Here is a 23,707-nt window from a genome sequence, read left to right on the forward strand (position 1 = left end):
CGGAGGACCGACCTCGTTACGAGTCACGCCAGGCAGTACGTCGCGCCGGTGGCGGCGGCAAAGGAGACGAAGCCGTCGCTCCTGCCGGACGCGAGCAGCATGGTGAGGCTCCTGCCGTCGTCGCGGCGGTAGGCGTAGGTGACGTAGCCGAGGAGCTGCCCGCCGTGTCCCCAGAGCTGGCCGCCGCAGGGCAGGTCGAAGCGCTCCAGGCCGAGGCCGTAGTGGAAGCCCATACCCATCGGGACGGTGGTGCGCATCTGGGCCAGGGCGTCGTCGCTGATGAGCCCGCCGCCGAGCAGGGCGTCGAAGAACGCCTCGAGGTCGCGGGTCGTGGAGATCATCTCGCCGGCGGCCCAGTCGAGGGAGACGTTCTGCTCGGTGACGTCGACGACCGAGCCGTCGTCGAGGGTTGCGACGGCGTGGACGGCGGGCTCCGGGAGCTGTGGATCCGAGCCGGGGAAGGATGTCCCGGTCAGGTTCAGCGGACGCAGGATCCGGTGCTCGATCACGACGCCGTACGGCCGGCCCGTGACGGCCTCGACAACCTTGCCCGCCACGATGTAGTTGGTGTTCGAGTAGCGGAAGTCCGTGCCCGGCGCGAAGTACGGCTCGTGTCGGAACGCCTCGGCCAGCAGCTGGTCGGGCGAGTACGTGGTGAGGCGTTCGTCGCCGCGCCAGCGGTTGGTGGACCAGCCGTCACCCTTCATGTAGTCGTACAGGCCGCTGGTGTGGTTGAGGATCTGACGGACGGTGATGGTGGCGCCGTCGGGCACGGTGGCCGGTAGGTAGGTGTCGACGGGGGCATCGAGGTCGATCCTGTCCTCGTCGACGAGCTGGAGGATCGCCGTGGCGACGAAGGTCTTGGTGATGCTCCCGATCCGGAAGTGTTCGTGGCCCGACGGCTCCGCGATGCCGCCCGGCCGCTCTGGGGAGCCGGCGGTCCATGTCCCCGCCGGCCCGGGTCCGGTGACGGCGAGGAGGGACGCCGAAGCGGACGCCGCAGTGCTCGCCGTCACCGCGGCGAGCACCTGCCCGCGCGCGAGAGTCAGGGCGAGGGTTGCCGCAACGGTCGTGGTGGTAGCAACGATCAGAAGGACCGCGATCCCGCGTCGGCCGCGGCGATGCCTGGGTGTCGTGGACATGCCGTTCAACCTAGAAAGCCAGGGGCAGAAGAAGACTGCGGAAAGCCACATGAGACCGTGCGGACACCCGTCGCGTCTCAGTCGGGCGAATGATCTGCGGCCTGCGCGCTGGCGCCCACGGAAAAAGCCCCGCCCTCCCCCGCCACCGGCTTCTAGACTGACCCGATTCCGCGCCCTCAACAGCGCCACGACCCGACCCGAGAGGCCCCGCGTGTCCCATGTAGTCGCGATCCAGGACCAGGTGGAGGCGGCCGTCCAGGCCGCCCTGTCCCAGGTGCTCCCGGCCGAGCTGGCCGGCACCGACCCGGTGGTCCGACGATCCGACCGCGCCGACTACCAGTCGAACGGCGTGCTGCCGGCCGCCAAGAATCTGGGGCTACCGGCCGCGTCAGTTGCCATCGACGTCGCCAAAGAGCTGATCGAGTCGGGCCTCCCGACCCTCGGATCCGGCCCCGGCTTCCTCAACATCACCGTCCCGGCCCCCACGGTCTGGCGCCAGGTCGCCGCCCGCCTGGCCGCGAAAGACCTCGGCATCACCCCGACCCGCCACGGCGAGCGCACCGTCATCGACTACTCCGCACCGAACGTGGCCAAGGAGATGCACGTCGGCCACCTGCGCTCGACGATCATCGGCGACACGCTCGCCCGCGTCCTGACGCATCTCGGCGCGACCGTCGTCCGGCAGAACCACGTCGGCGACTGGGGCACCCAGTTCGGCATGCTCATCCAGTTCATCGACGAGCACCCCGAGCAGACCTGGCAGGGCGAGGCCTCGATGTCCGCCCTGGACGCCCTCTACCGGGCGGCGCGGGCCGAGTTCGACAAGGACCCGGACTTCGCCGACCGCTCCCGCGCCCGCGTGGTCGCGCTCCAGTCGGGCGACGCCGCCACCCTGGCCACCTGGCGCGAGCTCGTCGCCGAGTCCGAGGCGGCCTTCCAGGCCGTCTACGACCGCCTCGGCATCCTGCTCACCCTTGACGACGCCGACGGCGAGTCCCGCTACAACGCGGACCTGCCGGGCGTCGTCGACGAGCTGGTCGCCCGCGGGATCGCCGTCGACTCCGGCGGGGCGCTGTGCGCCTTCACGGACGGCGTCGTCGGGCCTGACGGCGACCCGGTGCCGCTCATCGTCCGCAAGAAGGACGGCGGTTTCGGCTATGCCGCCACCGACCTCGCCACGCTGCGCCTGCGTGTCGACGAGTACCGCGCCACGCGCATCCTCTACGTCGTCGACGCCCGCCAGGCGCTGCACTTCCGGATGGTGTTCGACGTCGCCCGCCGCGCCGGCTGGCTGCCCGACAACGTGGACGCGACCCACGTGCCCTTCGGCACCGTCCTGGGCGCGGACGGTAAGCCGTTCAAGACCCGCGACGGTGGCACGGTGCGCCTGACCGACCTCCTGGACCAGGCCGTGGCCCGCGCCCGGGCCGAGCTGGCCAAGAAGGACCACGACCTGTCACCCGAGGAGTTCGAGCACATCGCGCAGGCCGCGGGCATCGGCGCGGTCAAGTACGCCGACCTGTCGAACACCCGCACCAAGGACTACGTGTTCGACGTCGACCGCATGGTCGCCTTGAACGGCAACACCGGCGTCTACCTCCAGTACGCGCACGCCCGCGTGCGCTCGATCCTGCGCAAGGCCGCGGACGTCGGCATCCCGGCGGACCGCCCCGTCGACCCGGACCTGCCCCTGCACCCCGCGGAACGAGCGCTGGCCCTGACCCTGGACGAGCTGGCGGCGACGCTCGACGACGTCGCCGGCACGCTCGAACCGCACCGCCTGTGCGGCTACCTGTTCGGCCTGGCCCGCGCGTACACCGAGTTCTACGAGCAGTGCCCCGTCCTGCGGGCTGACGACGACGGCGTCCGCGCCAACCGCCTGGCGCTGTGCGAGCTCACGGGCCGCACGCTGGCGACCGGGCTCGACCTGCTGGGCATCGTGGCGCCCGACCGGATGTGACCCGATGAATTCTGTGGCCGTCACCCGTCTGCCTCCTCGTACCGTCCCTGACGCGCCGCGAGGAGAACACCATGTCCGCCACCTACACGTTCGACGTCTTCTCCAGCCTGGACGGCTTCGGCGCCGCGGGCGGTGACTGGCGCGGTTACTGGGGCAAGCAGGGTCCCGAGCTCCTCGACCGCCGCCTCACGGAGTACGGCGCCGACCAGCGCCTGGTGCTCGGGGCCAACACCTACCGCGCGTTCGCGGAGATGCTGGCCTCGAGCACCGAGGACTCCGAGGTGCGCGACCCGTGGGTCACGAAGATGAGGAACCTGCCGACGACGGTGGTGTCCGCCACGCTGGAGGGCCCCCTCGACTGGCCGGACGCGACGGTCGAGAGGGGCGACGCCGTCGACGTCGTCGCCCGGCTCAAGCAGGAGTCCGCGGTGCCGCTCCGGTCCCACGGCAGCCTCTCGATGAACCGGGCGCTGCTCGCCGCGGGCCTCGTCGACCTCGTCCAGGTGACGCTCTTCCCCGTCGTGACCGGGCAGACCGGGCTGGATCCGATCTTCCGGTGCGCCGCGGACCTCGACCTGGAGCTCGTCGAGCACCGGACCCTCGACGGCAGCATCCAGGAGCTGGTCTACGTGCCGACGCTGCACTGACGATCTCCCGGGGTCACCGGTCTCGGCTACCCACCCCGCCGCCGGGCGCGATCTCCCCGCTCGACCCGAACCCGCGTGTCAGCAACTTGTCAGAGTCTGACACAAGTGACACCAGCGCTACCCTGAGGGCATGTCGAGCACGACGAGCAGCGGCCAGAGCCTGCGCGAGATCAGCCGCGACGCCGTGCGCGCGCGCATCAACGAGATCGCGCTCGACCTGTTCGCGGAGCGCGGGTTCGACCAGGTGACCGTCGAGCAGATCGCGGCGGCGGCAGGCATGTCCGCCCGCACCTTCCACCGCTACTTCCCCGCCAAGGAGGACGTCGTCATCGGCGACCCGGCACACGGCGGCGAGTTCGTGCGCGCCGTCTTCGCCGGCCGGCCCGCCGACGAGCCCGTCTGGGACTCGCTGCGCCTGTCCTTCGAGGCACTCGTCACCCGGGCGCCTCGGGACGACGAGCGCGGCAAGCGCGGCATGCGCGTCCTCGTCAGCGCCGCCTCGCTCCGGGCCCGCAGCCTGGAGAAGCACCTCCTGTGGGCACGCATGCTCACACCGCTCGTCGCGGAGCGCCTCCCCGGCGACGACGCCGCCCTGCACGCCGAGATCATCGTCCAGTCGGCCCTCGCCTGCTTGGACGTCGCGCTCACCACCTGGGCGAACGCCGACGACGGGACGACCGCGAGCGAGCTGCTCCAACGCAGCTTCGCGACCCTGCGGCCGCAGGTCTAGGTCGTCTGGCTCAGGTCGTCGTGCCTAGGCCTGCGGGCCGACCGCACGGAAGCGCACGAAGTCGACCAGGTCGTCGTCCGTGACCTCGGGGTAGTAGTACGTCCGGAGCGCCGTGCGCAGTTCGTCGGCCGTGCAGCCCTCGAGCGCCGCCTGGGCGTCCGTGATGCCGGCGAACCGGACCCGCTCGACCGAGTCGACCACCCCTGGCAGCGACTCGAACCGGTCCTCGAACTCGAACAGCAGCGTCGCCGGCCCCGGTACGACGGGATCGTTGAACCGGGTCGTCGCGGTCTTGCCGCCGTCGACCACGCTCGTCCAGTGCTGCGGGCTGAACCACAGCAGGCGCGGCGGGTCGGCGTCCGGGTGCTGGTATGCGTGCGGGAGCAGGTCGCGGGCCGGGACCGAGAACGGCTCGTCGCCGTCGGACACGATCACGCGGCAGTCGGGCTGCTGGTCGAGCAGCACCTGGCGACAGCGCCCGCACGGACCGATGACGCCGCGGCCCTCGTCGCCGACCGCGACGATCAGCGCGATGGGCCCGGCCCCGCCGGCGGCCGCCGTGCCGAGCGCCACGAGCTCGGCGCACGGCCCGCCCGTGAAGTGACCGACGTTGGCGCCGGTGTAGATGTCTCCGTGAACGTCCATCACCGCCGATGCCACGGTGTTCAGGTAGGACCCGTCCTCCGGGAGGCGAGCGACCACCGCCTGGGCGGCGTCGATCAGGCGCTGCTCGGTTGCGGTCAGGGCCGGGTCGGTCGCCGTCGTCATGGGCGGGATCGTGGCACGTTCCACGCCCGCGCGCCGAGGTTTTTACCGTCCACCTGGAAGGCCCGAGCCGTCCGCCCCGATCCGCGGCGTCGTCGTACAGCGAACGGTCGAAGTGGCTCAGGGCCGCCATGCGTGGACGGCGCGCGCCTGGCGCTGCGGAGTGCTCATCAGCGACGACCGTACGCATCCGGCCGGCCGCGGACCACGGCATTTTTCCGTTCCGGATCCACTCAGAGAGCGTCCAGGCAACGACCGGATATCACGGTTGTGATGTCGGAGTTACGGTTATTAATGGCGGCCTGCCGGATGGTTCGGTCCTGGAATGTCTTGTTTCAATCGGCGCACCTCGGATCACTTTCCGATTGACAGGGTGAAATCTCGGCCGGACGCTCTTCGCGGTGAACTGCGCGTGCGTGGATCACCATCTTTTCGGCGGAGCGATTCGAGGGGAAACACAATGATCCGAGGATTCCGTGTGATAAGTCGTGCAGGAACAGTCCTGGCCATCTCGGCCGGCCTGGTCTGCACGGCGGCAACAGGTGCGAGCGCGATGGTGATGCCAGGGGCCCTGTCCGCGGCGCACCTGATCGGCGCGACCGACCCGGTCGACGCCCCAGCAGCCGACGCTCCCGTCGATGCCCCGGCAGCGGACGCACCGGTGGACGCACCCGACGCTCCCGCCGACGCGCCCGCCCCGGATGCCCCGGTCGACGCACCGGTTCCGGACGTGCCGGTGGACGCCCCCGTTCCGGACGTGCCGGTCGACGCACCGGTACCCGACGTCCCCGTCGACGCACCGGTTCCTGACCTGCCCGTCGACGCCCCCGTGCCCGACCTCCCGGTCGACGCCCCCGTGCCCGACCTCCCGGTCGACGCACCGGTACCCGACCTCCCGGTCGACGCACCGGTCCCGAGCCTTCCTGTCGACGCTCCGGTCGACGACCTCCCCGTGCCGGACCTGCCGGTCGACGACCTGCCGGTCCCGGAACTCCCGGTCCCGCTGCCGACCGACGGCCTTCTGAGCTCGCTGCTGGACGCGGTCGGCGGCCTGCTCAGCACCCTGCTGGGCGCCCTCGGCGGCGGGCTGCCGGTCCCCCTGCCCGTGCCCCTGCCAGCCGGGTGAGCATGACATCGGCGTGAACACCGTGAGAAGCAGCTAGATACACACGCGAGGCCCTTTCCCGGAGCTCCGGGAAAGGGCCTCGCCGCTTTCTTGAACAATCGTCCAGAAAGATCGAACAACCGAACGTGAATCAGCTCCGCGGCGTTTCCTCAGCCAACGGAGATGGTGCGCGCCCGGCCGGTGCTGTAGGACGGTCCCATGCTGAACACCCGCTCCCCCGAGGAGCCTTACCTGGTCGAGCGCGATCCCGGCTACTTCGAGTACCAGCTCCCCGTCTCGGTCAAGGCGGTCCTCGGCTGGCGCGGCCGGCTCCCCCTCCTGCGCAACGAGCGCGATGAGTGGGAGCTGCCCGGCGGCAAGCTCGACCTCGGCGAGGACCCGGCCTCGTGCCTCGCCCGCGAGATCCGGGAGGAGCTCGCCTGGGACGCCGCGGTCGGCGACCCCGTGCACAGCTGGGTGTACCGGGTCTTCCCGGACCGCCACGTGTTCGTGCTGACCTTTCTCGCGACCTACGACGGCGACACCGCACCCGTCTACAGCGACGAGCACAAGGAGCTCGCCCTCGTCACACCGGACGAGGCCGAAGCCCTGAACCTGCCGGACGGCTACCGGACGGCGATCCGGCTGGCCGTGGAGCGAGGGCTGTTTCCCTGAGGCCGGGATGCACGCCGTCGCGCCCGGACGCCGATCCACACCGTCGTCGGATACCTTGAGCCCGTGCCCGACCTCGTGATCGCCCAGCGCCACACGGCTCACCTCGACCGGGTCGCCGAGGCCCTGCGCCAGGTGCACGAGGCCGACCGCTACCCGATGGTCTGGCCCGACGACCCGGTCGCCTGGCTCTGCCCGGCAGGCACGATCGGGGCGTGGGTCGCCCTGGCCGACGGCGTCGTCGTCGGCCATGTCATGCTCGTCGCCGCGGACGGTGTGGAGCACGTCGACCAGCTGGCCGCCGCCGCCCGTGCGTCCGTGGCCGGGCTCGCCGGCGTGAGCCGCCTGTTCGTCACGCCGAAGGCGCGGGGCATCCGAGTAGCCACCGCGCTGCTGGAGCGCATCGAGGACTCGCCGGTCCGGCGCGGACGCCGGCTCGTGCTCGATGTCGTGGACGACGGCGGCCCCGCCGTCCGCCTGTACGAGCGGCTGGGGTGGACGCGCGTGGCCGAGGGTCCAGCAGGCTGGACCGGGCCGGACGGCGCCCACCCTCCCGTGGCGAGCTACCTCTGCCCTCGCTGACCTGCTACACGGTGCGGGCGCCCAGCCAGGGGGCCAGGTGGTCCTCGCGCCACAGCCACTCGACGCCGGCGGCTGCCTCCTCGGGAGTGCAGAGTGCCGCGTGGAACGCCTCGCGCAGCCGCTGCCGCTCGTCGAGCAGGACCGCCGCGTCAGGCCCGACGGCGTCGGCGTCCACCGCGTCGGCGACACCGACCACCACGATCCGGGTGTGCGGCGGCGTCCCCGCACAGACCTCCGACCACGGCCCCAGGTCCCCGACGGCGAGCTGACCGCCCGCGCCGTCCCACAGGCACGCGAGCCCCGGCCGGTCTGCCACGTGGAACACCCCGCGCGCCCGCAGCCCGCCGGCGCCGAGCGACTCGATGCGCTCCAGCAGCCGCTCCGGGTGGAACGGCAGCGGTGAGCGCAGCTCCAGGGTCCAGCTCCGGTCCTCAGGGTCGCTCCCCCGCCCGCTGATCGCCACGGCCCCGAGCGGGTGCGCCCGGTGCTCGGCCCGCGCCGGCGAGTGCCGGGCGGCGGCGAGCGCCGCGGCCGTCAGGGAGTGCAGCCCGTCGACCCGGCGCGTCCCGGCGCCGCGCAGGCGGTCCAGCAGGCCGGACGGTGTGGCCGACGGCGCCTCGGTGGGCTCGGCGTGCGAGGTATGGGTCACCACGAGGTCCGCCTGCTCGATCTGGGCCGCGAGCGCCTCGCCCACGGAGCGTTCGTCGCCGGTGGTGAGGCCGAGGCCGCGCTCGAGGAGCGTGTCGTCGCCGAGCAGGTCGTGCTGGAGGGTGTCGATGTCGACCACGGTGAAGGAGGTGGCGATGCGGGTGTGGTCGAGGTCGCCGCCGCGTACGGTCTCGGCGGCGAGGGCGCGGGCCGCGGGCAGGGGTTCGGCGCTGGTGGGCAGGGCGAGCAGCACGTGGTCCCAGCGGCCGTCGCGGGCGAGGCGGGCGATGGTGGGCACGGCGTCCTCGCGGACGGCGCAGGACAGGCAGGCGTGCTCGAGCGGGACGAGCACGTCCTCGATGACGCCGGTGGCGTCGAGGACGACCCGCCGGAGGTGGTCCTCGTAGATGTCGTGCCGCGTCGCGACGACGCCGGGGGCGTCGGTCAGCAGGCCGAAGAGCGCGGAGTCGCGCAGCACGGGGTCGATGGTGGCCAGGACGCTCACCGGGATGATTCCGCGGCGGTCTCCGGTTCGGTACATGCTGCCTCCTCGCCCGGGGGTGAGCCCCGGAATAATTGATAACCGTTCTCAGTTCTGGTTCACTGTAGCGCGATATGAGAACGGTTCTCACCAGCGGCGGCCAGCTCGCCGCGACAGGAGGTCATGTGTCAGCCAGATGCCAGGTGCTGGGCACCGTGCCGGGGTTCGGCCACTCGATTTCGCACTCCCATGTGCGAACCAAGCGGCGGTTCGACCCCAACATCCAGAAGAAGCGCTACTGGGTTCCGTCGCTCGGCCGCAACGTCACGCTGCGGGTGAGCGCCAAGGGCATCAAGACCATCGATCGCAAGGGGATCGACGTGGTCGTCGCCCAGATCCTGGCAAGAGGGGAGAAGATCTGATGGCCAAGAAGTCGAAGATCGCCGCCGACACCCGGCGCCGCGAGCTGGTTGCGCGGTACGCCGAGCGGCGCACGGAACTGCGCCGCACCCTGCGCAGGCTCGACCTGCCGGCCGACGAGCGCCAGGCCGCCGTCGCGGAGCTGTCCCGGCAGCCGCGCGACGCCAGCCCGACCCGGGTGCGCAACCGCGACGCCGTCGACGGACGGCCCCGCGCGTACTCGCGGAAGTTCGGGCTCTCCCGGATCCGCCTGCGCGAGATGGCCCACCGCGGCGAGCTGCCCGGGGTGACCAAGTCGAGCTGGTGACGTCTGGTCCCCTACGGCGGCCTCGCCGCCGACCCCCGCACGCAAGGAGTGACACATGAAGGTTCGCGCATCACTGCGGTCCCTGAAGGACAAGCCCGGCGCCAAGGTCGTGCGCCGGCACGGCAAGACGTTCGTGATCAACAAGCTCAACCCGCGCTGGAAGGCGCGCCAGGGCTGAAGAGGAGAGAAACCATGAAGCAGAACCTTCACCCCACCTACGGCCCCGTCGTCTTCCGGGACGCGAGCGCGGGATTCACGTTCCTGACCCGCTCGACGCTCGCCGGCAGCACCGACTCCGGCCCCGGCCGCCCGACGGCGACCATCGAGTGGTCCGACGGACAGACCTACCCCGTGGTCGACGTCGAGATCAGCAGCGCGAGCCACCCGTTCTGGACCGGATCGGCCCGCGTGGTCGACACCGCCGGACGCGTCGAGAAGTTCCGGCAGCGCTACGCCAAGCACAACACGAGCACCGACAGCAAGGGTGGTAACTGATGGCCTCGCGCACCGACCTGCGACCCGTGATCAAGCTCCGCTCGACGGCGGGCACCGGGTTCACCTACGTGACCCGCAAGAACCGGCGCAACGACCCCGACCGGCTCGTGCTGCGCAAGTTCGACCCCGTGGTGCGGCAGCACGTCGACTTCCGCGAGGAGCGCTGATCGATGGCGGTCCCCAAGCGGAAGATGTCCCGGTCGCGCACCCGGTCGCGGCGCGCGCAGTGGACGGCCCAGGTACCTGACCTGGTCGCGGTGACCGTGGACGGGCGCCAGGTGCGGATCCCCGCGCGGCTCGTGCCCGCGGTCCGGCGCGGCCTGGTCGTCCCCGACTGAGACCCGGTCGATCGACGAGAGCCCCGGCGCAGCTGCGCCGGGGCTCTCGTCGTGCAAGCGCGCTCAGCGCGTGAGCACGCGGGTGTCGATCCGGACGTCGAGGCCGGCCACGAGCTCGTCGGCCCAGTCCTTGGCCGCATGCCCCGACGGGTCGGCGACCAGCACGTGCCCGATCCGCTCGTTGTTGTCCCCCGGCCGCACCTCGCGGCCGGACGACGGCGTCTCGTGGCCGACCACGCGGGCGTCGTCCGCCAGGCGTTCCGCGCCCCGCACCTCGCGCACGACGCCGTCCGCCGGGGCCAGCAGGAACGTGACCGCCGCGCTCGTGGCGACCGCAGGACCCGGCACGGGCTCGCGGCCGAGGGCGAGGTCGACCAGCACCCGCAGCGGGTTGTACCCCGTCACGAGGCGGACCAGCTCGAAGATGTATCCGCCACCCTGGCGCGGGTTCAGCTCGATCAGCCGGGGTCCCGACGCCGTGAGCCGCACCTCGGTGTGGCTGATGCCGTGCGTGAGCCCGACGGCGGCCAGCACCGCGGCGACGTGGCGCTCGATCGCGTCTCGCTCCTCCGCCGCGAGCGGCGCCGGGAACAGGTGGCCCGACTCGACGAACCCGGACCCGCCCTCGACGCCGGGCTCCGCCACCGACTTGGCGGTGATGCCCAGCACCCGCGTCACACCGTCGCGGGTCACGGACTCGACGCTGTACTCAGGTCCCTCGAGGACCCGCTCGAGCAGTGCGAGCCGCTCCAGCGGCTGGTCCCGGGTGTTGCGCTCGGGGCCGGTCGCCTCGGCAAAGGCGACGGCGAGGCCGGCCTCGTCGGCCACCTTGCGCACCCCCGTGCCGGAGTTCATGTCGACGGGCTTGACCACCAGCGGGTAGCCGAGACCCGCGGCCTCCTTGCGCGCCTGCGCCCAGGTGGACGCCACGGCGAACGGCACGTCGGGCACTCCCCCGGCGGCCAGCGCCTGCCGGACCAGGTGCTTGCGCGTCGCGGTGCGCAACACGTGCGCGGGCGCCCCGGGCAGGCCCAGTACCTCGGCGACCAGCGCCACGGCGGGCAGGTAGTAGTCGCAGGTCGTCAACACGCCGTCGACGGGCCGGCCCGCGGCACGCTCCCGGGCGGCGATCTCGCGCGCCTCCGCGAGGAGGGCGTCGTCGTCGTTGGTCTCGGCGACGACCACCTCGGCGGCGAGCGCCAGCACCGGATGGGGCGTGCCGTCGGGCAGATCGTAGAGGCCGGGGTCGCGCGTGATCAGGACGTACCGGTGGCCGGCGTCACGCAGCAGGGGCGGGAGCATGAGGCCGGTCGACTGGAGCCAGCTCTCGATCATCAGCAGGTTCGCCACGTCAGCACGCTCCGTGCGTTCGAACGCGAACGAGAGTCGTTCTCAACATGGCGCACAGCCTGCCACGGATCCGGCGACCGTTCTCGCCGGGCGACCGGTGCCTGTGGAAGACGTCGCCCGGGCGGAACCCGGCGCCGTCGCCCGAACCCCGGGCGCTGCCTACAGCACCCCGTCCGGGAGCGAGGGATGCTCATCGGCGGGCGGCTTCGGGTGCGGGATGAGCAGCGCGAGCACCGTGCAGACGACCGACGCGAGGAGACCGAGCAGCAGCGCCGTGCGGAACGCGTCGTCCGACGGCACCGGCATACCGTTCAGCTCCGCGCCGCCCGCGGCGAGCACGCCGCCCACGACGGCGGCGGCCGACGTCGTGCCCAGCGACCGCATGAGCGTGTTGAGCCCGTTGGCGGCGCCCGTCTCGTGCGACGGCACCACCCGCATGATCAAGGCGGGCATGGCCGCGAACCCCAGACCGATGCCGACGCCCACCACGAGGTTGACGACGAGCACGTGCCACACGTCGAGGTCGACCACGACGGCGATCACGTACGAGATCGCGATGACGGCCGACCCCGCCGCGAGCAGCGGCTTCGGGCCGAAACGGTGCTCGAGCCGGCCTGCGACGGGCGACATGGCGAGCATCACCAGGCCGGACGGCATGAGGATCAGGCTCGCGTGCATGAGGCTGAGCCCCAGGCCGCCGGCCGCCGTCGGCAGCTCCAGGAGCTGCGGGAACACGACGTTCGAGGCGAACAGCGCGAAGCCCATCGCGATGGAGGCCAGGTTGGTGAACAGCACGGTGCCGCGCGCCGTCACCCGGAGGTCCACGAGGGGCTCCGGGATGCGCAGCTCGTACCAGCCCCACGCCAGCAGGACGAACAGCCCGCCGAGCAGCAGCCCGAGCGTGCGCGGCGACCCCCAGCCCCAGTCGTTGCCGCGCGAGACCGCGAGCAGCACCCCCGTCAGGCCGATGGCGAGACCGATCACGCCGACGACGTCGAGCCGCCCGCCCGTGCGGAGCGTGCTCACGGGCACGATCCACGCGACCAGCACCAGCGCGAGCAGGCCGATCCCGGCCGCCACCCAGAACACGACGTGCCAGTCGTAGCGCTCGGTGACGAAGGCGCTGATCGGCAGGCCGAGCGCTCCCCCGACGCCGAGCGTCGCGCTGACCAGCGCGATACCGGAGCCGAGCCGGTCCCGGTGCAGCACGTCGCGCAGGATCGAGATGCCGAGCGGGACCACGCCCATGCCCATGCCCTGCAGGCCGCGCCCGACGATCAGGAGCACCACCGACGGCGACAGCGCCGCGACCACGGAGCCCAGGGCCAGCAGGCCGAGCAGCGCGAGCGCGACGGTCTTCTTGCCGTACATGTCGCCGAGCCGCCCGGAGATGGGCGTGCAGATCGCCGCCACCAGCAGCGTCACCGTGATGACCCACGCGGACACGTCACGCGAGACGCCCAGCAGGGTCGGCAGCTCCGCCTGGATCGGCAGCAGGATCGTCTGCATGAACGACGCCCCCATGCCGGCGAACGCGAGGACGGCGATCACCAGGCCCGGGCGGGGCATCCGCGTGAGCCGAGAACGGTCCTGGCCACCAGGGGGAAAGCGGAATCTCATGCGCGGCAGACAACCCTTCGACGAGCGGGCGGGCCTCGGCACGCTCGGCGTGCTCGCAGCACGAGCACCGCCCGGGCACGAGGGGGATACCTGCACCTTACATAGTTGCCCGCGCCAACCGAGATCCGCCCGCCGGGACGGGCCGACGACGGCGTCAGGCAGCCGCGAGCTCGACCGCCAGCTCCTCGACCAGGTCGTAGCCCTCCTGCATGCCGCCCTCCATGCCCGAGCCGACGATCATGTCCCGGACCTCCTTGCTGGGGACGACCGTGCGGACGGTGAGCGTGGTGCGCCCGTCGTGCTCGGTGAGCGTGTAGTGGTTCAGGGTGGGCTCGGAGTCGCCGTCGGGCATGCCCTCGAACACCTCGGTGTGCGTCATGCGCTCGGGCGCCGCGATCTCGCGGTACTCGCCGTGGAACCCCACCTCCGAGCCGTCGTTCGCGGTCATCACGTACCGCCACGATCCGCCGACCCGCAGGTCGACGGTCGCCTCGGTGACCGTGCCGCGCTGCCCGGCCCACCAGCGCCGGATCAGCTCGGGCTCGGTGAGCACCCGCCACACCTGCGCACGCGGCGCGTTGAACTCGCGGGTCACCAGAATCTCGGTGTCGGTCGGGAGCGTCAGGACGGCGCTGCCCTTGGTCGTGGTGGTCATGTCAGTCTCCTTGTCCGGTTCCTGCATCGGTCGGTGGTCGCGTCCCGAGCTCGTCGAGCACGTCGTCCATGAGGTCGAACCGCTCGTTCCAGAGCCGCTCGTACTGCGAGACCCAGTCGTGGACGGCGCGCAACGGCGCTCCGTTGACCCGGTAGAGGCGATGGCGCCCGTCGTCGCGCACGTCCACCAGCCCTACCTCCCGCAGCACCCGCAGGTGCTTGGACACCTGCGGCTGGGCGAGCCCGAGCAGCTCGACCAGGTCGCCCACCGCGAGCTCGCCGCCGGCCAGGGCGTCAAGGATCTCGCGGCGGCGCGGCTCGGCCACCGCGTTGAACGCGTCGGTGGTGGTCGCTGCTCGTGCCATGCCTCAAACATATACCCATATGGGAATGTGTCAACGGGTGGCGCGGGCGGAGTGCGCGCGGTGCCGCCTCAGCCCCGCACCGGCGCCGTCGACGCGCGGACCATCAGCCGCTGCTCCGCCGTCCGACGGCGGGCGCGCGCGGCCCGCGGCAGCAGGGCGAGCTCCAGCGCCTGCCGCCCCATCTGCTTCATCGGCAGGCGCACGGTGGTCAGAGCGGGCGACAGGTGCCCGGCCACGGTGACGTCGTCGAACCCGGTGACCGACACGTCGCCCGGCACCGAGACGCCGCGCTCCCCCAGCACCGACAGCACGCCCACGGCCATGTCGTCGTTGAGCGCGAGGACGGCGGTGACGTCGGGGTGGGCATCCATGATCTGGCGGGCGGCGTCCTTGCCGCCGTCGAGCGTGAACGCCGCCTCGACCACGGGCAGGTCCGCGAGTCGCAGGCCGTGGTCGCCGAGAGCCTGCTCGACGCCGGCCAGCCGGTCGGCCATGGTGGCCAGCCGCCGCGACCCGGCCGCGACGGCGATGCGCCGGTGACCGAGCGAGAGCAGGTGCTCGGCGATGGAGCGGCCGCCCGCGACGTTGGCCGGGACCACGGCGTCGACGCCGAGCTGCGGGTGCCGGCCGATCACGGCGACCCGCCCGCCGGTCGCCTCGAAGGCCTGCACCTGGGCTTTCATCTGCGCCTGCACGTCGCGGTCGAGGTGCCCGGACCCGGCCACGACGATGATCCCGACGCCGGCCCCCGCCAGCGCCCTCAGCTGCGCCACCTCGGCGTGCGGGTCCCGGCCGGTGTGGCAGATCTGCACCATGCGCCCGTGCGCGCCCGCCACCTCCAGCACCCCGCTGGCGATCTCGGCGAAGTACGGGTCGCCGATCTCGTGCACCACGAGCCCGACCGCGGGGCTCGCCCCGCTCGCGAGCGAGCGCGCGTGCACGTTGGCGACGTACCCGAGCTCGGTGGCGACGGCACGGACCCGTTCCGCGAGCGCCTCGGAGACCCCGGTGGCGCCGGACAGGGCTCTGGAGGCGGTCGCGATGGACACGCCGGCGTGCTCTGCGACGTCGACCAGGCGGAGCCCGGCGGTGTGCTTGCGCATCGAATCTCCTCGCCACGGTAAAGCGCCAGGTAATGAATGGTGCCAGAACCCTTGTCACACGGCGCCCCAGTTCCTAGAGTGCCGTAAGCGGTTACGGAAGCGCTTGCCCACGATGATGTGGACCCACAAGGGAGTGGACCATGAGAGCAACCCGACGCCTGACGGTAACGGCCATCGCCGCGGCCTCAGCACTTTCCCTGTCCGCCTGCCTGGCGAGCCCGGAGCAGGGCGTTGGTGAGGCGGGCGGCCCGGACGACCCGATCGTCATCGGCGTCTCGCTGCCCCTGACGGGCGACTTCGCCGAGCCGGGCAAGGGAGTGCAACGAGGTTATGAAGCCTGGGCCAAGCACGTGAACGAGGCCGGCGGCCTCCTGGGCCGACAGGTGGAGCTGGTCATCGTCGACGACCAGTCGAACGCGGACCGCGTGGCCTCGGACTACGAGCGGCTGATCAACCAGGACGGCGTGGACCTGGTCTTCGGACCGTTCTCGACGCGGCTCGTGGTGCCGGCGGCGCAGGTGGCCCAGGACTACGGGTTCCTGTTCGTGGAGCCTGCGGGCGCCGCCGCCGAGGTGTTCGAGCAGGGCTTCGACAACCTGTTCTACGCGGCGCCGGCCATCGCCGACGACCACTACGACCACCTGGCCGAGTACGTCCTGGCGCTGCCGGAGGACGAGCGGCCGGAGACGGTCGCCGTGGCCTCGATGGACGACCCGTTCGCGCAGGGCACCGCCTACGGCCTGCGAGACAAGCTCGCCGACGCCGGGATCGAGGTGGTGGTCGACGAGGTGTACCCGCCCAACACCACGGACTTCAGCGGCATCGCGGCGAAGATCGCGGACTCGGAGGCGGACCTGCTGATCGTGGGCTCGCAGTACCAGGACGGCGTGAACCTCGTGGTCGCGCTCCAGCAGCAGGGCTACCAGCCGCAGATGGCGGCGATCTCCGGCGCGCCGACCAATGCGGAGTTCCCGGAGGCGATCGGCGAGAAGACCGAGGGCATCCTGGCCCCCACCGGGTACACGCCGACGGCGCCGTACCCGTCCAACCAGGAGTTCGTCGAGGCCTACACGGCCGAGCACGACGCCCCGCCGGCCGAGGACGAGGCGAACGCCTGGACCACGGGCCAGGTCGTCGCGGCCGCCGTCGAGGCCGTGGGCTGCGCCGACCCGAGCCCGGAGTGCCAGGAGCAGCTCGTCGGGTGGCTCAAGGAGAACGAGGTCGAGACCGTCGTCGGCACGCTGAGCTGGGACGCGCAGGGGCGGCCGCAGAGCGCGCACCTGATCCAGCAGTACGTGGACGGCGAGATCAAGATCGTGCTGCCCGACGACGTCAAGGAAGCCGACCTCGTGCACCCGAAGCCCGCGTGGTGACCCGATGACCGGTGCCCTGTTCGCGCAGAGCCTGGTGCTCGGCATCCTGCTGGGCGGGCTGTACGCCCTCCTCGCCGCCGGGCTGACCCTGTACTTCGGCGTGATGCGCGTGGTGATGATCGCCCACTCGGCGTTCCTGATCCTGGCCGCGTACCTCGCCTGGTACTTCCACGAGCGCACGGGGATCGACCCCTTGTTGTCGCTGGTCGTCACGGTGCCGCTGTTCTTCGTGGTCGGGTACGGGATGCAGCGGTTCCTGGTGTCCCGGCTGCGGCCCATCAGCCTGACGACGATGTCGGTGCTGCTCACCTTCGCCGTCGCGCTCACGATCGAGGGGCTGCTCGGGTTCGTGTGGACCGGCACGCAGCGCCGCGTCCAGCTCGGCTACTCCGGCATGAGCATCGAGGTGGCGGGCGTCAGCATCGCCGTCGTGAAGCTCATCGCGTTCGGCCTGGCGGCACTCTCGCTGGGCGCGCTGTACCTGATCCTGCGGCGGACGTCGTTCGGCCGGGCGCTGCGCGCCACCACCCAGCACCCGGAGGCGGCGCGGCTGGTCGGCATCGACACCGACCGCGTGGCCGGCCTCGGCTTCGGGCTGGGGCTGGCCACGGCCGCCGTCGGCGGGACGGCGCTCGCGCTGGACTACACGATCTACCCGTCCCTGCACTGGCACTGGATCGGGCCGCTCATGGCGATCATCGTCGTGGGCGGGCTGGGCAGCATCCCCGGGGCCGCGATCGCGGCCCTGCTGCTGGGCGTGGCGGCGAGCCTGCTGCAGGTGCCGCTCGGCACCACGTGGGCGCAGACCGTGTTCTACCTGGCCCTGTTCGTGACCCTCATGATCCGCCCGCAGGGATTCTTCGGAGGTCGCCTTGCCCAACGCTTCTAGCGCCACCAGACCCTCCGGGCCGACGCCGGCCCGCGTGCTCCGGATCGGCGGCCTGCTCGCCCTCGCGGCCGTGGTGCTGCTGTTCCCGTCCCTGGCCCCCGACCCCTTCATCCTGTCCGTCGGCGTGGTGATCCTCAGCTACGCCGTGCTCGCGACGTCCTGGAACCTGGTGGGTGGGTTCACCGGCTACATCTCGCTGGGGCACGCCGCCTACTCGGGCCTCGGTGGGTACGCGACGGCCCTGCTGATCCTGCGGTCCGGGCTCAACCCGTGGCTCGCGCTCCTGGTCGGTGCCCTGATCGTGGCGCTGATCGCGATCCCGGTCGGCATCGCGTCCCTGCGGGTGCGCGGCGCCTCGTTCGTGATCGTGTCCATCGCACTGGTGCTCATCCTGCAGCTCACGTTCCAGAGCTGGCACACGGTCACCGGCGGCTCGGGCGGGCTGCGCGTGCCGCGGCCGTTCGGCCCGGACGTGCTGCGGCCCGAGCAGCACGAGCGGTTCTTCTACCTGCACGCCGTGCTCCTGGCACTGGCGCTGCTGACCTGGTGGCTCATCGAGCGCTCCCGGCTCGGCGCCGGGCTCAAGGCCATCCGCGAGGACGAGGACAAGGCGCAGGCCCTCGGCGTGCCGACCTTCGCCTACAAGCTGACCGCGCTCGTGACCAGCGCGTTCTTCACGGCGCTGGGCGGCGGGCTGTACGCCCTGTGGTTCGGCTACCTCGACCCGATCTTCCAGTTCTCGATCCTGGTCGGCACCTACATGGTGCTGATGTCCCTGCTCGGCGGGGTGCGCAGCCTGTTCGGCCCGCTGCTCGGCGCCGTCGTCGTCGGCTACGCGGTCGAGGTGTTCAAGTCGCAGTACGGCGACACGCAGTTCCACCTGGTCGCCACGGGCATCCTGCTCGGCCTGGTGGTCCTGTTCATGCCCGACGGCGTCATCCCTGCGGTCACCTCGTTCCTGAACCGGCGGCGCCGCGCGGCGTCGATCCGCGAGGTGAGCGCCGAGGAGCTGGCCCGGCAACGCGACGACAAACAGCGCGAGGAGGCGACCAGATGACGACCGGATCCGTGACCACGGAAGGGCTGACCAAGTCGTTCGGCGGCGTCCGCGCCGTCGACGGCGCCTCCGTGGCCTTCCACGACGGCGAGATCAACGCCCTGATCGGACCCAACGGCTCGGGCAAGACCACGTTCTTCAACTGCGTGACCGGCATGATCAGGCCCGACGCCGGGACCGTCACCTACGCCGGCCGGGACGTCACGGGGCTCGCCCCGCACCGGATCGCCCGGTCGGGGATCGGCCGCAGCTTCCAGCTCTGCCGGGTCTTCCCGCGGCTCACCGTGCTGGAGAACGTGCTGGTCGCGGTCCAGCCGCACGGCCTGCTCCAGCGGCTGCGCGGCATGCGCAACCCGGACGACGTCGCCCGGGCCCGCGAGCTGCTGGCCCGGGTGGGCATCGACCACCTGGAGCACGCCGAGGCGCGCGACATCTCCTACGGCCAGCAGAAGCTGCTGGAGCTGGCCGGGGTGCTCATGGGCGACCCGCACACGATCATGCTCGACGAGCCGGCCGGCGGCGTGAACCCCGCGCTCGTGGACCGCATCGCCGACCTGGTGCGCGAGCTCAACGCCGAGGGCCGCACCTTCATCATCGTGGAGCACAACATGGAGCTGGTCATGGGCCTGAGCGACCACGTGGTGGTGTTCGACCGGGGCCGGCCGATCGCCCAGGGCACCCCCGCCGTCGTGCAGGACGACCCGCAGGTCCTGGAGGCATACCTTGGCGTCTGAACCGGAATCCCTGCTGCGCCTGACCGACGTCCAGGCCGGCTACGGCCGCGCCGCCCTCGTGCTGCGCGGGCTGTCCGTGACCGTGGCGCCCGGCAACGTCGTCTGCCTGGTGGGACCCAACGGCGCCGGCAAGTCCACGGTGCTCAAGGTCGCCAGCGGCATGCTCAAGCCGCGCGCCGGGCAGGTCGTGGTCGACGGCGTGGACGTCACCGGCCGCACGCCGCAGCAGCTCCTGACCGCCGGGCTGTCGCACGTGCCGCAGGGACACAGCGTGTTCCCCGAGATGACGGTGGCCGAGAACGTGCTGCTCGGCGCGTACACGGTGCGCGACCGCACGGAGATCGAGGCCCGCACGGACTTCGTGACGGAGCTGTTCCCGCTGGTCGGCGAGCGGTGGTCCGCCCTGGCGGGCGCGCTGTCGGGCGGGCAGCAGAAGCAGGTCGAGTTCGCCCGCTCGCTCATGGTACGGCCCAAGGTGGTGCTGCTCGACGAGCCGTCGATGGGGCTGGACCCCAAGGCGACGGCGGTCGTGTTCGAGCAGGTGCAGCGCATGCGCGACGCCGGTACCGCGGTGCTGCTCGTGGAGCAGAACGCGCGGCGGGCGCTGGAGTCGGCCGACGTCGGCTGCGTACTGGACCTGGGCCGCGTGCACATCACGGGCCCCGCCCCCGACCTCCTCGCGGACCCGCGGCTGGCCCAGCTCTACCTGGGCGGTCGCCCGAAGGAGGCCGCCTGACCCACCCCTCGTTGAGTGCTGGATATTTGTTGGCCTGCGCCCCGTCTGGGCACAAATACCCAGCACTCAACGAGACAGAACTGACTGCTGGCCGTTCAAAGGAGAACTGTCATGTCGCTTCGATCCGCCCTGGGTACATCGCTCGGCAACGCGGGACAGGCGGTGCTCGGCCTGGCGATCCTGGCCGCGCTGCTCGCGGGGCTGGGCACGGCCGCGTCGTCGGCCGCGGGCCGGCAGGACCCGTACCGCGACAAGATCGCGGACTACGGAGTCTGCCGCGGCACGGACCCGGCCTGCTACAACGACTGGGACCTGCCGCGCACCACCGACGGGCGCGTCCGGGTGCTGGTGTTCACCGCGACCGGCGTCTCGCGGCACGCCCACCTGGGGCCGCTGCTGCCCGCCGGGATGAACCCGCCGCTCACCTCGGCGCACGTGGCGCAGAACGCCGTCGTGCGCTGGGGGCAGGAGTACGGGTTCGAGGTGGACTGGACCGAGGACGTGCGCCAGCTCGACGCCCCCGCCAGGCTCGCGCCGTACGACGCCGTGGTGTTCCTCAGCAACTCGCGCACCATGCTCGACGACGCCGCGCAGACCACGCTGTTGCAGTACGTCCGCTCGGGTGGCGGGTTCGTGGCGGTGCACAACACGCTCGGCGCGATGTACCACTGGCCGTGGTTCCAGGGGCTGCTGGGCGGCGCGAACTTCTACGACCACGGACCGCACCGCGACGGGCAGGTGCTCACCGTGGACCGCCGCGACGCCTCCACGAAGGACCTGCCGCGCCGGTGGGACTTCCGCGACGAGTGGTACAACCTCGAGCCCTTCCCCACGGGCGTGCGGTTCCTCGCCGAGGTGGACACGGGAACGATCGGCTCCGGCACCGGGTTCAACGGGCACCCCGGGCACGAGGGCGAGCACCCGGTGTCCTGGTGCCAGTACTACGACGGCGGCCGCGCGTGGGTCACCTCGCTCGGCCACGACCCGGCCGCGTGGACCGCCGACTCGACGCTGCCGGGCGCCGACTCGTTCAAGACCCACGTGGTGGGCGGAATCCTCGGCGCGGCCGGCGAGCGGCCGTTCTGCCGGTAGGTCTCCACAGGCTCGACCCGCAACTGCACTCCGCAATGACGACGACGACATTCAGGAGGCACCATGCGCACCAGACAGAGATGGCGGTCGGCGGTAGCGGCGGTGGCGGTCACCGCCACCGCGCTGGCCGGACTGACCACGGCGACGCTGGCCGCGGCCGCCCCGGTGGGCGACCCGATCGCCGACCCGGCCCCGGAGGAGAAGCAGTCGACGATCGGCCTCGTCCTCGAGGAGTACGCGCAGTTCCCGAAGACGGAGCCGATCCCGGCGCCCGTCGACCGGCGGCTGATGCGGCACGCGCGCATCAACGGCATCGGGGAGCTGCCGGACAGGTCGGGCCGGATGTACGTCCCGGACCTGAACGGGCCGCTGTACCTCGTGGAGGACGGCGAGCCGCGGGTCTACCTGGACGTGGCGGCGCGGTTCGCCCCGGAGTTCTTCTCGGGGCGGGGCATGGGCAGCGGGTTCGGGTTCGCGGTGTTCCACCCGGACTTCGAGCACAACGGCACGTTCTACACGGTGCACAGCGAGCGCCCCGGCAACGCCGGGCCGCCGTCCGACCCCACGACCTACCCGGCGCAGACGCCGACGTTCCTGCACGCGGTGGTCACCGAGTGGGTGGCTGACGACCCGGCGGCCGACGTGTTCTCGGGGACGAGCCGGGAGGTGATGCGCCTGGGCTTCGCGGGGCAGGTGCACGCGATCCAGCAGATCGACTTCAACCCCACCGCCGAACCCGGGGACGAGGACTACGGCCTGCTGTACCTCGCGGTGGGCGACGGCGGGATCGGCGTCGGCACGGGCGTGCCGCAGGAGCGGGGCACGCCCGCCGGCAAGATCCTGCGCATCGACCCGGCGGGCACGAACGGGCCCGGCGGCGCGTACGGCATCCCGGCCTCGAACCCGTTCGTTGACACCCCGGGCACGCTCGGCGAGATCTACGCGATCGGCATGCGGGACCCGCACCGGTTCAGCTGGGACACGAAGACGGGCCGCATGTTCCTGGGGCACATCGGCGAGCACGCCATCGAGGCCGTCTACGACGTGCGCGCCGGGGACAACTTCGGCTGGGGCGACCGGGAGGGCCGATACGTCTTCGACGCGGCCGACCGGTGCAACCTGTACCCGCTGCCGGAGGACGACGGCTCCTACGGGTTCACGTATCCCGTGGTGGCGTACGACCACGACCCGCCGCCCGGCTGGTCGTGCACGGCGGACAGCGGGTACGCGATCAGCGGCGGGTTCGTCTACCGCGGCCGAGACCTGCCGGCACTGAACGGCAAGTACCTGTTCACCGACCTGGTCGAGGGGCGGGTGTTCTACGCCAAGGAGTCGCAGATGCGGCGTGGGCGGCCCGAGGCGCAGATGTACGAGCTCGCGCTCTACGACACCGACGGCACCCGCAAGCGCATGCCCGACTTCACGGGCGACGAGCGGGCCGACCTGCGGATGGGCCGGGACGCGTCGGGCGACCTGTACCTGGTGGCCAAGGCCAACGGCAAGATCTGGAAGATCGTGGACACGGTGCACGCACCGGTGCCGCAGGACGTGCCGCGCTCGCTGGAGAGGAACTCCGTGAGCTTCTACGACTTCGAGCACCCGTTCCAGCAGAACGGCGCCGTGGAGATCGACCGCGGCCTGTCCCGCACGTACCTCAACCTGATCAACGGCGGGGAGGACATGCGGGTGGCCGACGGCGCCTATCCGGGCAGCAACAACTCGATCCAGCTCGGCCAGATCGACCCCCTGACGGCGGGCAACGACGACTGGAAGGCGGGCGTGTTCAACGCGGCCGGGGTCCCCACGCTGTCCGCGTTCAACGGGGTGGACGGCGTGACGGTCATGGGCTGGGTCAAGATGACCGGCCAGAACCCGAGCCCCGACACCACCACCGCGAACCCGGACGACTACTACAACGCCGTGGGCCTGGCGGGCCTGCTCAGCGGAGACTCCGACGGGCACGGCGTGCGGGCCCTGCTGGAGATCATCCAGGTGGACGGCGAGCTGCGGCTCGTCGCGCTGGGCCGGCGCATCGACGGCGGCGCGTCGCAGACCTTCGCCGCGCACGAGGACTGGCGCACCCTGCTGCCCCAGGACGAGTGGGTGCACCTGGCCGCGACCTTCGACTACACGACCGGGAAGATGGCCCTGTACCGCAACGGCGAGCGGGTGCCGGGCTTCTACGTGACGGACGGCGACCCGTGGCAGGTGGACGGCACCGGCACGTCGGCCACGACGCCGCGGGGCATCAAGATCGGCGGCAGCTTTCCGCAGGACACTGCCGAGCGGAACCCCTGCAACTGCCGCATGGACACGATCCAGCTCCTGGACCGCGCCGTCACGCCGCGGGAGGTGGCGGCCCAGTTCCGCCTCATGACCCGCTGACTCCCGTGTCAGACGTACAGCTCGCTCCGGTGATCTGTGCGTCTGACACGCGGTGGA

General features: G+C 71.7%; 27 protein-coding genes. 19 read left to right on the top strand and 8 right to left on the bottom strand.

The window, feature by feature from the left end:
* Positions 1–23: 23 nt before the first annotated feature.
* A complete protein-coding gene (locus ACH47X_RS05465) occupies positions 24–1,142 on the bottom strand; it encodes a serine hydrolase domain-containing protein (RefSeq protein ID WP_397402155.1) in 1,119 nt (372 codons plus the stop codon).
* Positions 1,143–1,353: 211 nt separating this feature from the next.
* On the opposite strand from ACH47X_RS05465, the gene argS reads away from it, so the two are divergent.
* The 3 genes from argS (at position 1,354) to ACH47X_RS05480 (ending at position 4,479) form a co-directional block, all read left to right on the top strand.
* Positions 1,354–3,102, top strand: coding sequence for an arginine--tRNA ligase (argS, locus tag ACH47X_RS05470; protein WP_397402157.1), 1,749 nt, complete (start codon positions 1,354–1,356; stop codon positions 3,100–3,102).
* Positions 3,103–3,173: 71 nt separating this feature from the next.
* Positions 3,174–3,749 carry a dihydrofolate reductase family protein gene (locus tag ACH47X_RS05475; protein WP_397402159.1) on the top strand — a complete coding sequence of 192 codons (576 nt, stop codon included), beginning with the start codon at positions 3,174–3,176 and terminating at the stop codon, positions 3,747–3,749.
* Between the two features lie 130 nt (positions 3,750–3,879).
* Positions 3,880–4,479, top strand: a complete 600-nt coding sequence (locus tag ACH47X_RS05480) for a TetR family transcriptional regulator (RefSeq protein ID WP_397402161.1) — start codon at positions 3,880–3,882, stop codon at positions 4,477–4,479.
* Between the two features lie 24 nt (positions 4,480–4,503).
* Here ACH47X_RS05480 and ACH47X_RS05485 read toward each other — a convergent pair whose 3' ends face one another.
* Positions 4,504–5,247 (bottom strand): ASCH domain-containing protein, encoded by a 744-nt coding sequence (locus tag ACH47X_RS05485; protein ID WP_397402163.1) that lies wholly within the window; start codon positions 5,245–5,247, stop codon positions 4,504–4,506.
* Between the two features lie 475 nt (positions 5,248–5,722).
* Between ACH47X_RS05485 and ACH47X_RS05490 the strand changes: the two genes are divergently transcribed.
* From ACH47X_RS05490 to ACH47X_RS05500, 3 genes are all read left to right on the top strand, one after another.
* Positions 5,723–6,370: a hypothetical protein gene (locus tag ACH47X_RS05490; RefSeq protein WP_397402165.1), complete on the top strand. Its 648-nt coding sequence runs from the start codon at positions 5,723–5,725 to the stop codon at positions 6,368–6,370.
* A 198-nt stretch (positions 6,371–6,568) separates the two neighbouring features.
* Positions 6,569–7,024 carry an NUDIX hydrolase gene (locus ACH47X_RS05495; protein ID WP_397402167.1) on the top strand — a complete coding sequence of 152 codons (456 nt, stop codon included), beginning with the start codon at positions 6,569–6,571 and terminating at the stop codon, positions 7,022–7,024.
* A 63-nt stretch (positions 7,025–7,087) separates the two neighbouring features.
* Complete coding sequence (locus tag ACH47X_RS05500) at positions 7,088–7,603, top strand: GNAT family N-acetyltransferase (RefSeq protein ID WP_397402169.1); 516 nt, start codon at positions 7,088–7,090, stop codon at positions 7,601–7,603.
* A 4-nt stretch (positions 7,604–7,607) separates the two neighbouring features.
* Here ACH47X_RS05500 and ACH47X_RS05505 read toward each other — a convergent pair whose 3' ends face one another.
* Positions 7,608–8,792: a GTP-binding protein gene (locus tag ACH47X_RS05505; RefSeq protein ID WP_397402171.1), complete on the bottom strand. Its 1,185-nt coding sequence runs from the start codon at positions 8,790–8,792 to the stop codon at positions 7,608–7,610.
* 125 nt (positions 8,793–8,917) lie between these two features.
* Here ACH47X_RS05505 and rpmB point away from each other — a divergent pair, with 125 nt between their 5' ends.
* The 6 genes from rpmB to rpmF are packed head-to-tail and all read left to right on the top strand — an operon-like array spanning position 8,918 to position 10,292.
* Positions 8,918–9,154, top strand: coding sequence for a 50S ribosomal protein L28 (gene rpmB, locus ACH47X_RS05510; RefSeq protein WP_036968968.1), 237 nt, complete (start codon positions 8,918–8,920; stop codon positions 9,152–9,154).
* Positions 9,154–9,459: a 30S ribosomal protein S14 gene (gene rpsN / locus ACH47X_RS05515; protein WP_397402173.1), complete on the top strand. Its 306-nt coding sequence runs from the start codon at positions 9,154–9,156 to the stop codon at positions 9,457–9,459. The genes rpmB and rpsN overlap by 1 nt, the downstream gene beginning before the upstream one ends.
* A 55-nt stretch (positions 9,460–9,514) precedes the next feature.
* Entirely contained in the window at positions 9,515–9,637 is a 123-nt protein-coding gene (gene ykgO / locus ACH47X_RS05520; protein ID WP_020013141.1) for a type B 50S ribosomal protein L36, read from the top strand.
* Between the two features lie 14 nt (positions 9,638–9,651).
* Entirely contained in the window at positions 9,652–9,954 is a 303-nt protein-coding gene (locus ACH47X_RS05525) for a type B 50S ribosomal protein L31 (RefSeq protein WP_036968982.1), read from the top strand.
* Entirely contained in the window at positions 9,954–10,121 is a 168-nt protein-coding gene (rpmG, locus tag ACH47X_RS05530; protein ID WP_020013143.1) for a 50S ribosomal protein L33, read from the top strand. Before ACH47X_RS05525 ends, rpmG begins: the two co-directional genes overlap by 1 nt.
* A 3-nt stretch (positions 10,122–10,124) precedes the next feature.
* Positions 10,125–10,292: a 50S ribosomal protein L32 gene (rpmF, locus tag ACH47X_RS05535; RefSeq protein WP_020013144.1), complete on the top strand. Its 168-nt coding sequence runs from the start codon at positions 10,125–10,127 to the stop codon at positions 10,290–10,292.
* Between the two features lie 63 nt (positions 10,293–10,355).
* Here rpmF and ACH47X_RS05540 read toward each other — a convergent pair whose 3' ends face one another.
* The 5 genes from ACH47X_RS05540 to ACH47X_RS05560 all read right to left on the bottom strand — a co-directional run bounded on the left by ACH47X_RS05540 (position 10,356) and on the right by ACH47X_RS05560 (position 15,384).
* Positions 10,356–11,642, bottom strand: coding sequence for an ATP-grasp domain-containing protein (locus ACH47X_RS05540; RefSeq protein WP_397402177.1), 1,287 nt, complete (start codon positions 11,640–11,642; stop codon positions 10,356–10,358).
* A gap of 159 nt (positions 11,643–11,801) precedes the next feature.
* Positions 11,802–13,211: an MFS transporter gene (locus tag ACH47X_RS05545; RefSeq protein WP_397402179.1), complete on the bottom strand. Its 1,410-nt coding sequence runs from the start codon at positions 13,209–13,211 to the stop codon at positions 11,802–11,804.
* Between the two features lie 205 nt (positions 13,212–13,416).
* Positions 13,417–13,917 carry an SRPBCC family protein gene (locus ACH47X_RS05550; RefSeq protein ID WP_377240552.1) on the bottom strand — a complete coding sequence of 167 codons (501 nt, stop codon included), beginning with the start codon at positions 13,915–13,917 and terminating at the stop codon, positions 13,417–13,419.
* Between the two features lies 1 nt (position 13,918).
* Positions 13,919–14,281, bottom strand: a complete 363-nt coding sequence (locus ACH47X_RS05555; protein ID WP_036968978.1) for an ArsR/SmtB family transcription factor — start codon at positions 14,279–14,281, stop codon at positions 13,919–13,921.
* 68 nt (positions 14,282–14,349) lie between these two features.
* Entirely contained in the window at positions 14,350–15,384 is a 1,035-nt protein-coding gene (locus ACH47X_RS05560; RefSeq protein WP_397402182.1) for a LacI family DNA-binding transcriptional regulator, read from the bottom strand.
* A 140-nt stretch (positions 15,385–15,524) separates the two neighbouring features.
* Between ACH47X_RS05560 and ACH47X_RS05565 the strand changes: the two genes are divergently transcribed.
* From ACH47X_RS05565 to ACH47X_RS05595, 7 genes are all read left to right on the top strand, one after another.
* Entirely contained in the window at positions 15,525–16,757 is a 1,233-nt protein-coding gene (locus ACH47X_RS05565; protein WP_397402184.1) for an amino acid ABC transporter substrate-binding protein, read from the top strand.
* A gap of 4 nt (positions 16,758–16,761) precedes the next feature.
* Entirely contained in the window at positions 16,762–17,646 is an 885-nt protein-coding gene (locus ACH47X_RS05570; RefSeq protein ID WP_397402186.1) for a branched-chain amino acid ABC transporter permease, read from the top strand.
* On the top strand, positions 17,630–18,703 hold the full coding sequence (locus ACH47X_RS05575) for a branched-chain amino acid ABC transporter permease (protein WP_397402188.1): 1,074 nt from the start codon (positions 17,630–17,632) through the stop codon (positions 18,701–18,703). Before ACH47X_RS05570 ends, ACH47X_RS05575 begins: the two co-directional genes overlap by 17 nt.
* A complete protein-coding gene (locus ACH47X_RS05580; RefSeq protein WP_397402190.1) occupies positions 18,700–19,437 on the top strand; it encodes an ABC transporter ATP-binding protein in 738 nt (245 codons plus the stop codon). The genes ACH47X_RS05575 and ACH47X_RS05580 overlap by 4 nt, the downstream gene beginning before the upstream one ends.
* A complete protein-coding gene (locus ACH47X_RS05585; RefSeq protein ID WP_397402192.1) occupies positions 19,427–20,173 on the top strand; it encodes an ABC transporter ATP-binding protein in 747 nt (248 codons plus the stop codon). Before ACH47X_RS05580 ends, ACH47X_RS05585 begins: the two co-directional genes overlap by 11 nt.
* Positions 20,174–20,284: 111 nt before the next feature.
* On the top strand, positions 20,285–21,265 hold the full coding sequence (locus ACH47X_RS05590) for a ThuA domain-containing protein (protein WP_397402194.1): 981 nt from the start codon (positions 20,285–20,287) through the stop codon (positions 21,263–21,265).
* 63 nt (positions 21,266–21,328) lie between these two features.
* Complete coding sequence (locus tag ACH47X_RS05595; protein ID WP_397402196.1) at positions 21,329–23,650, top strand: PQQ-dependent sugar dehydrogenase; 2,322 nt, start codon at positions 21,329–21,331, stop codon at positions 23,648–23,650.
* Positions 23,651–23,707 lie beyond the last annotated feature (57 nt).

Origin of the sequence: Promicromonospora kroppenstedtii (assembly GCF_044389675.1) — a bacterium.
Taxonomy (GTDB): domain Bacteria; phylum Actinomycetota; class Actinomycetes; order Actinomycetales; family Cellulomonadaceae; genus Promicromonospora; species Promicromonospora kroppenstedtii.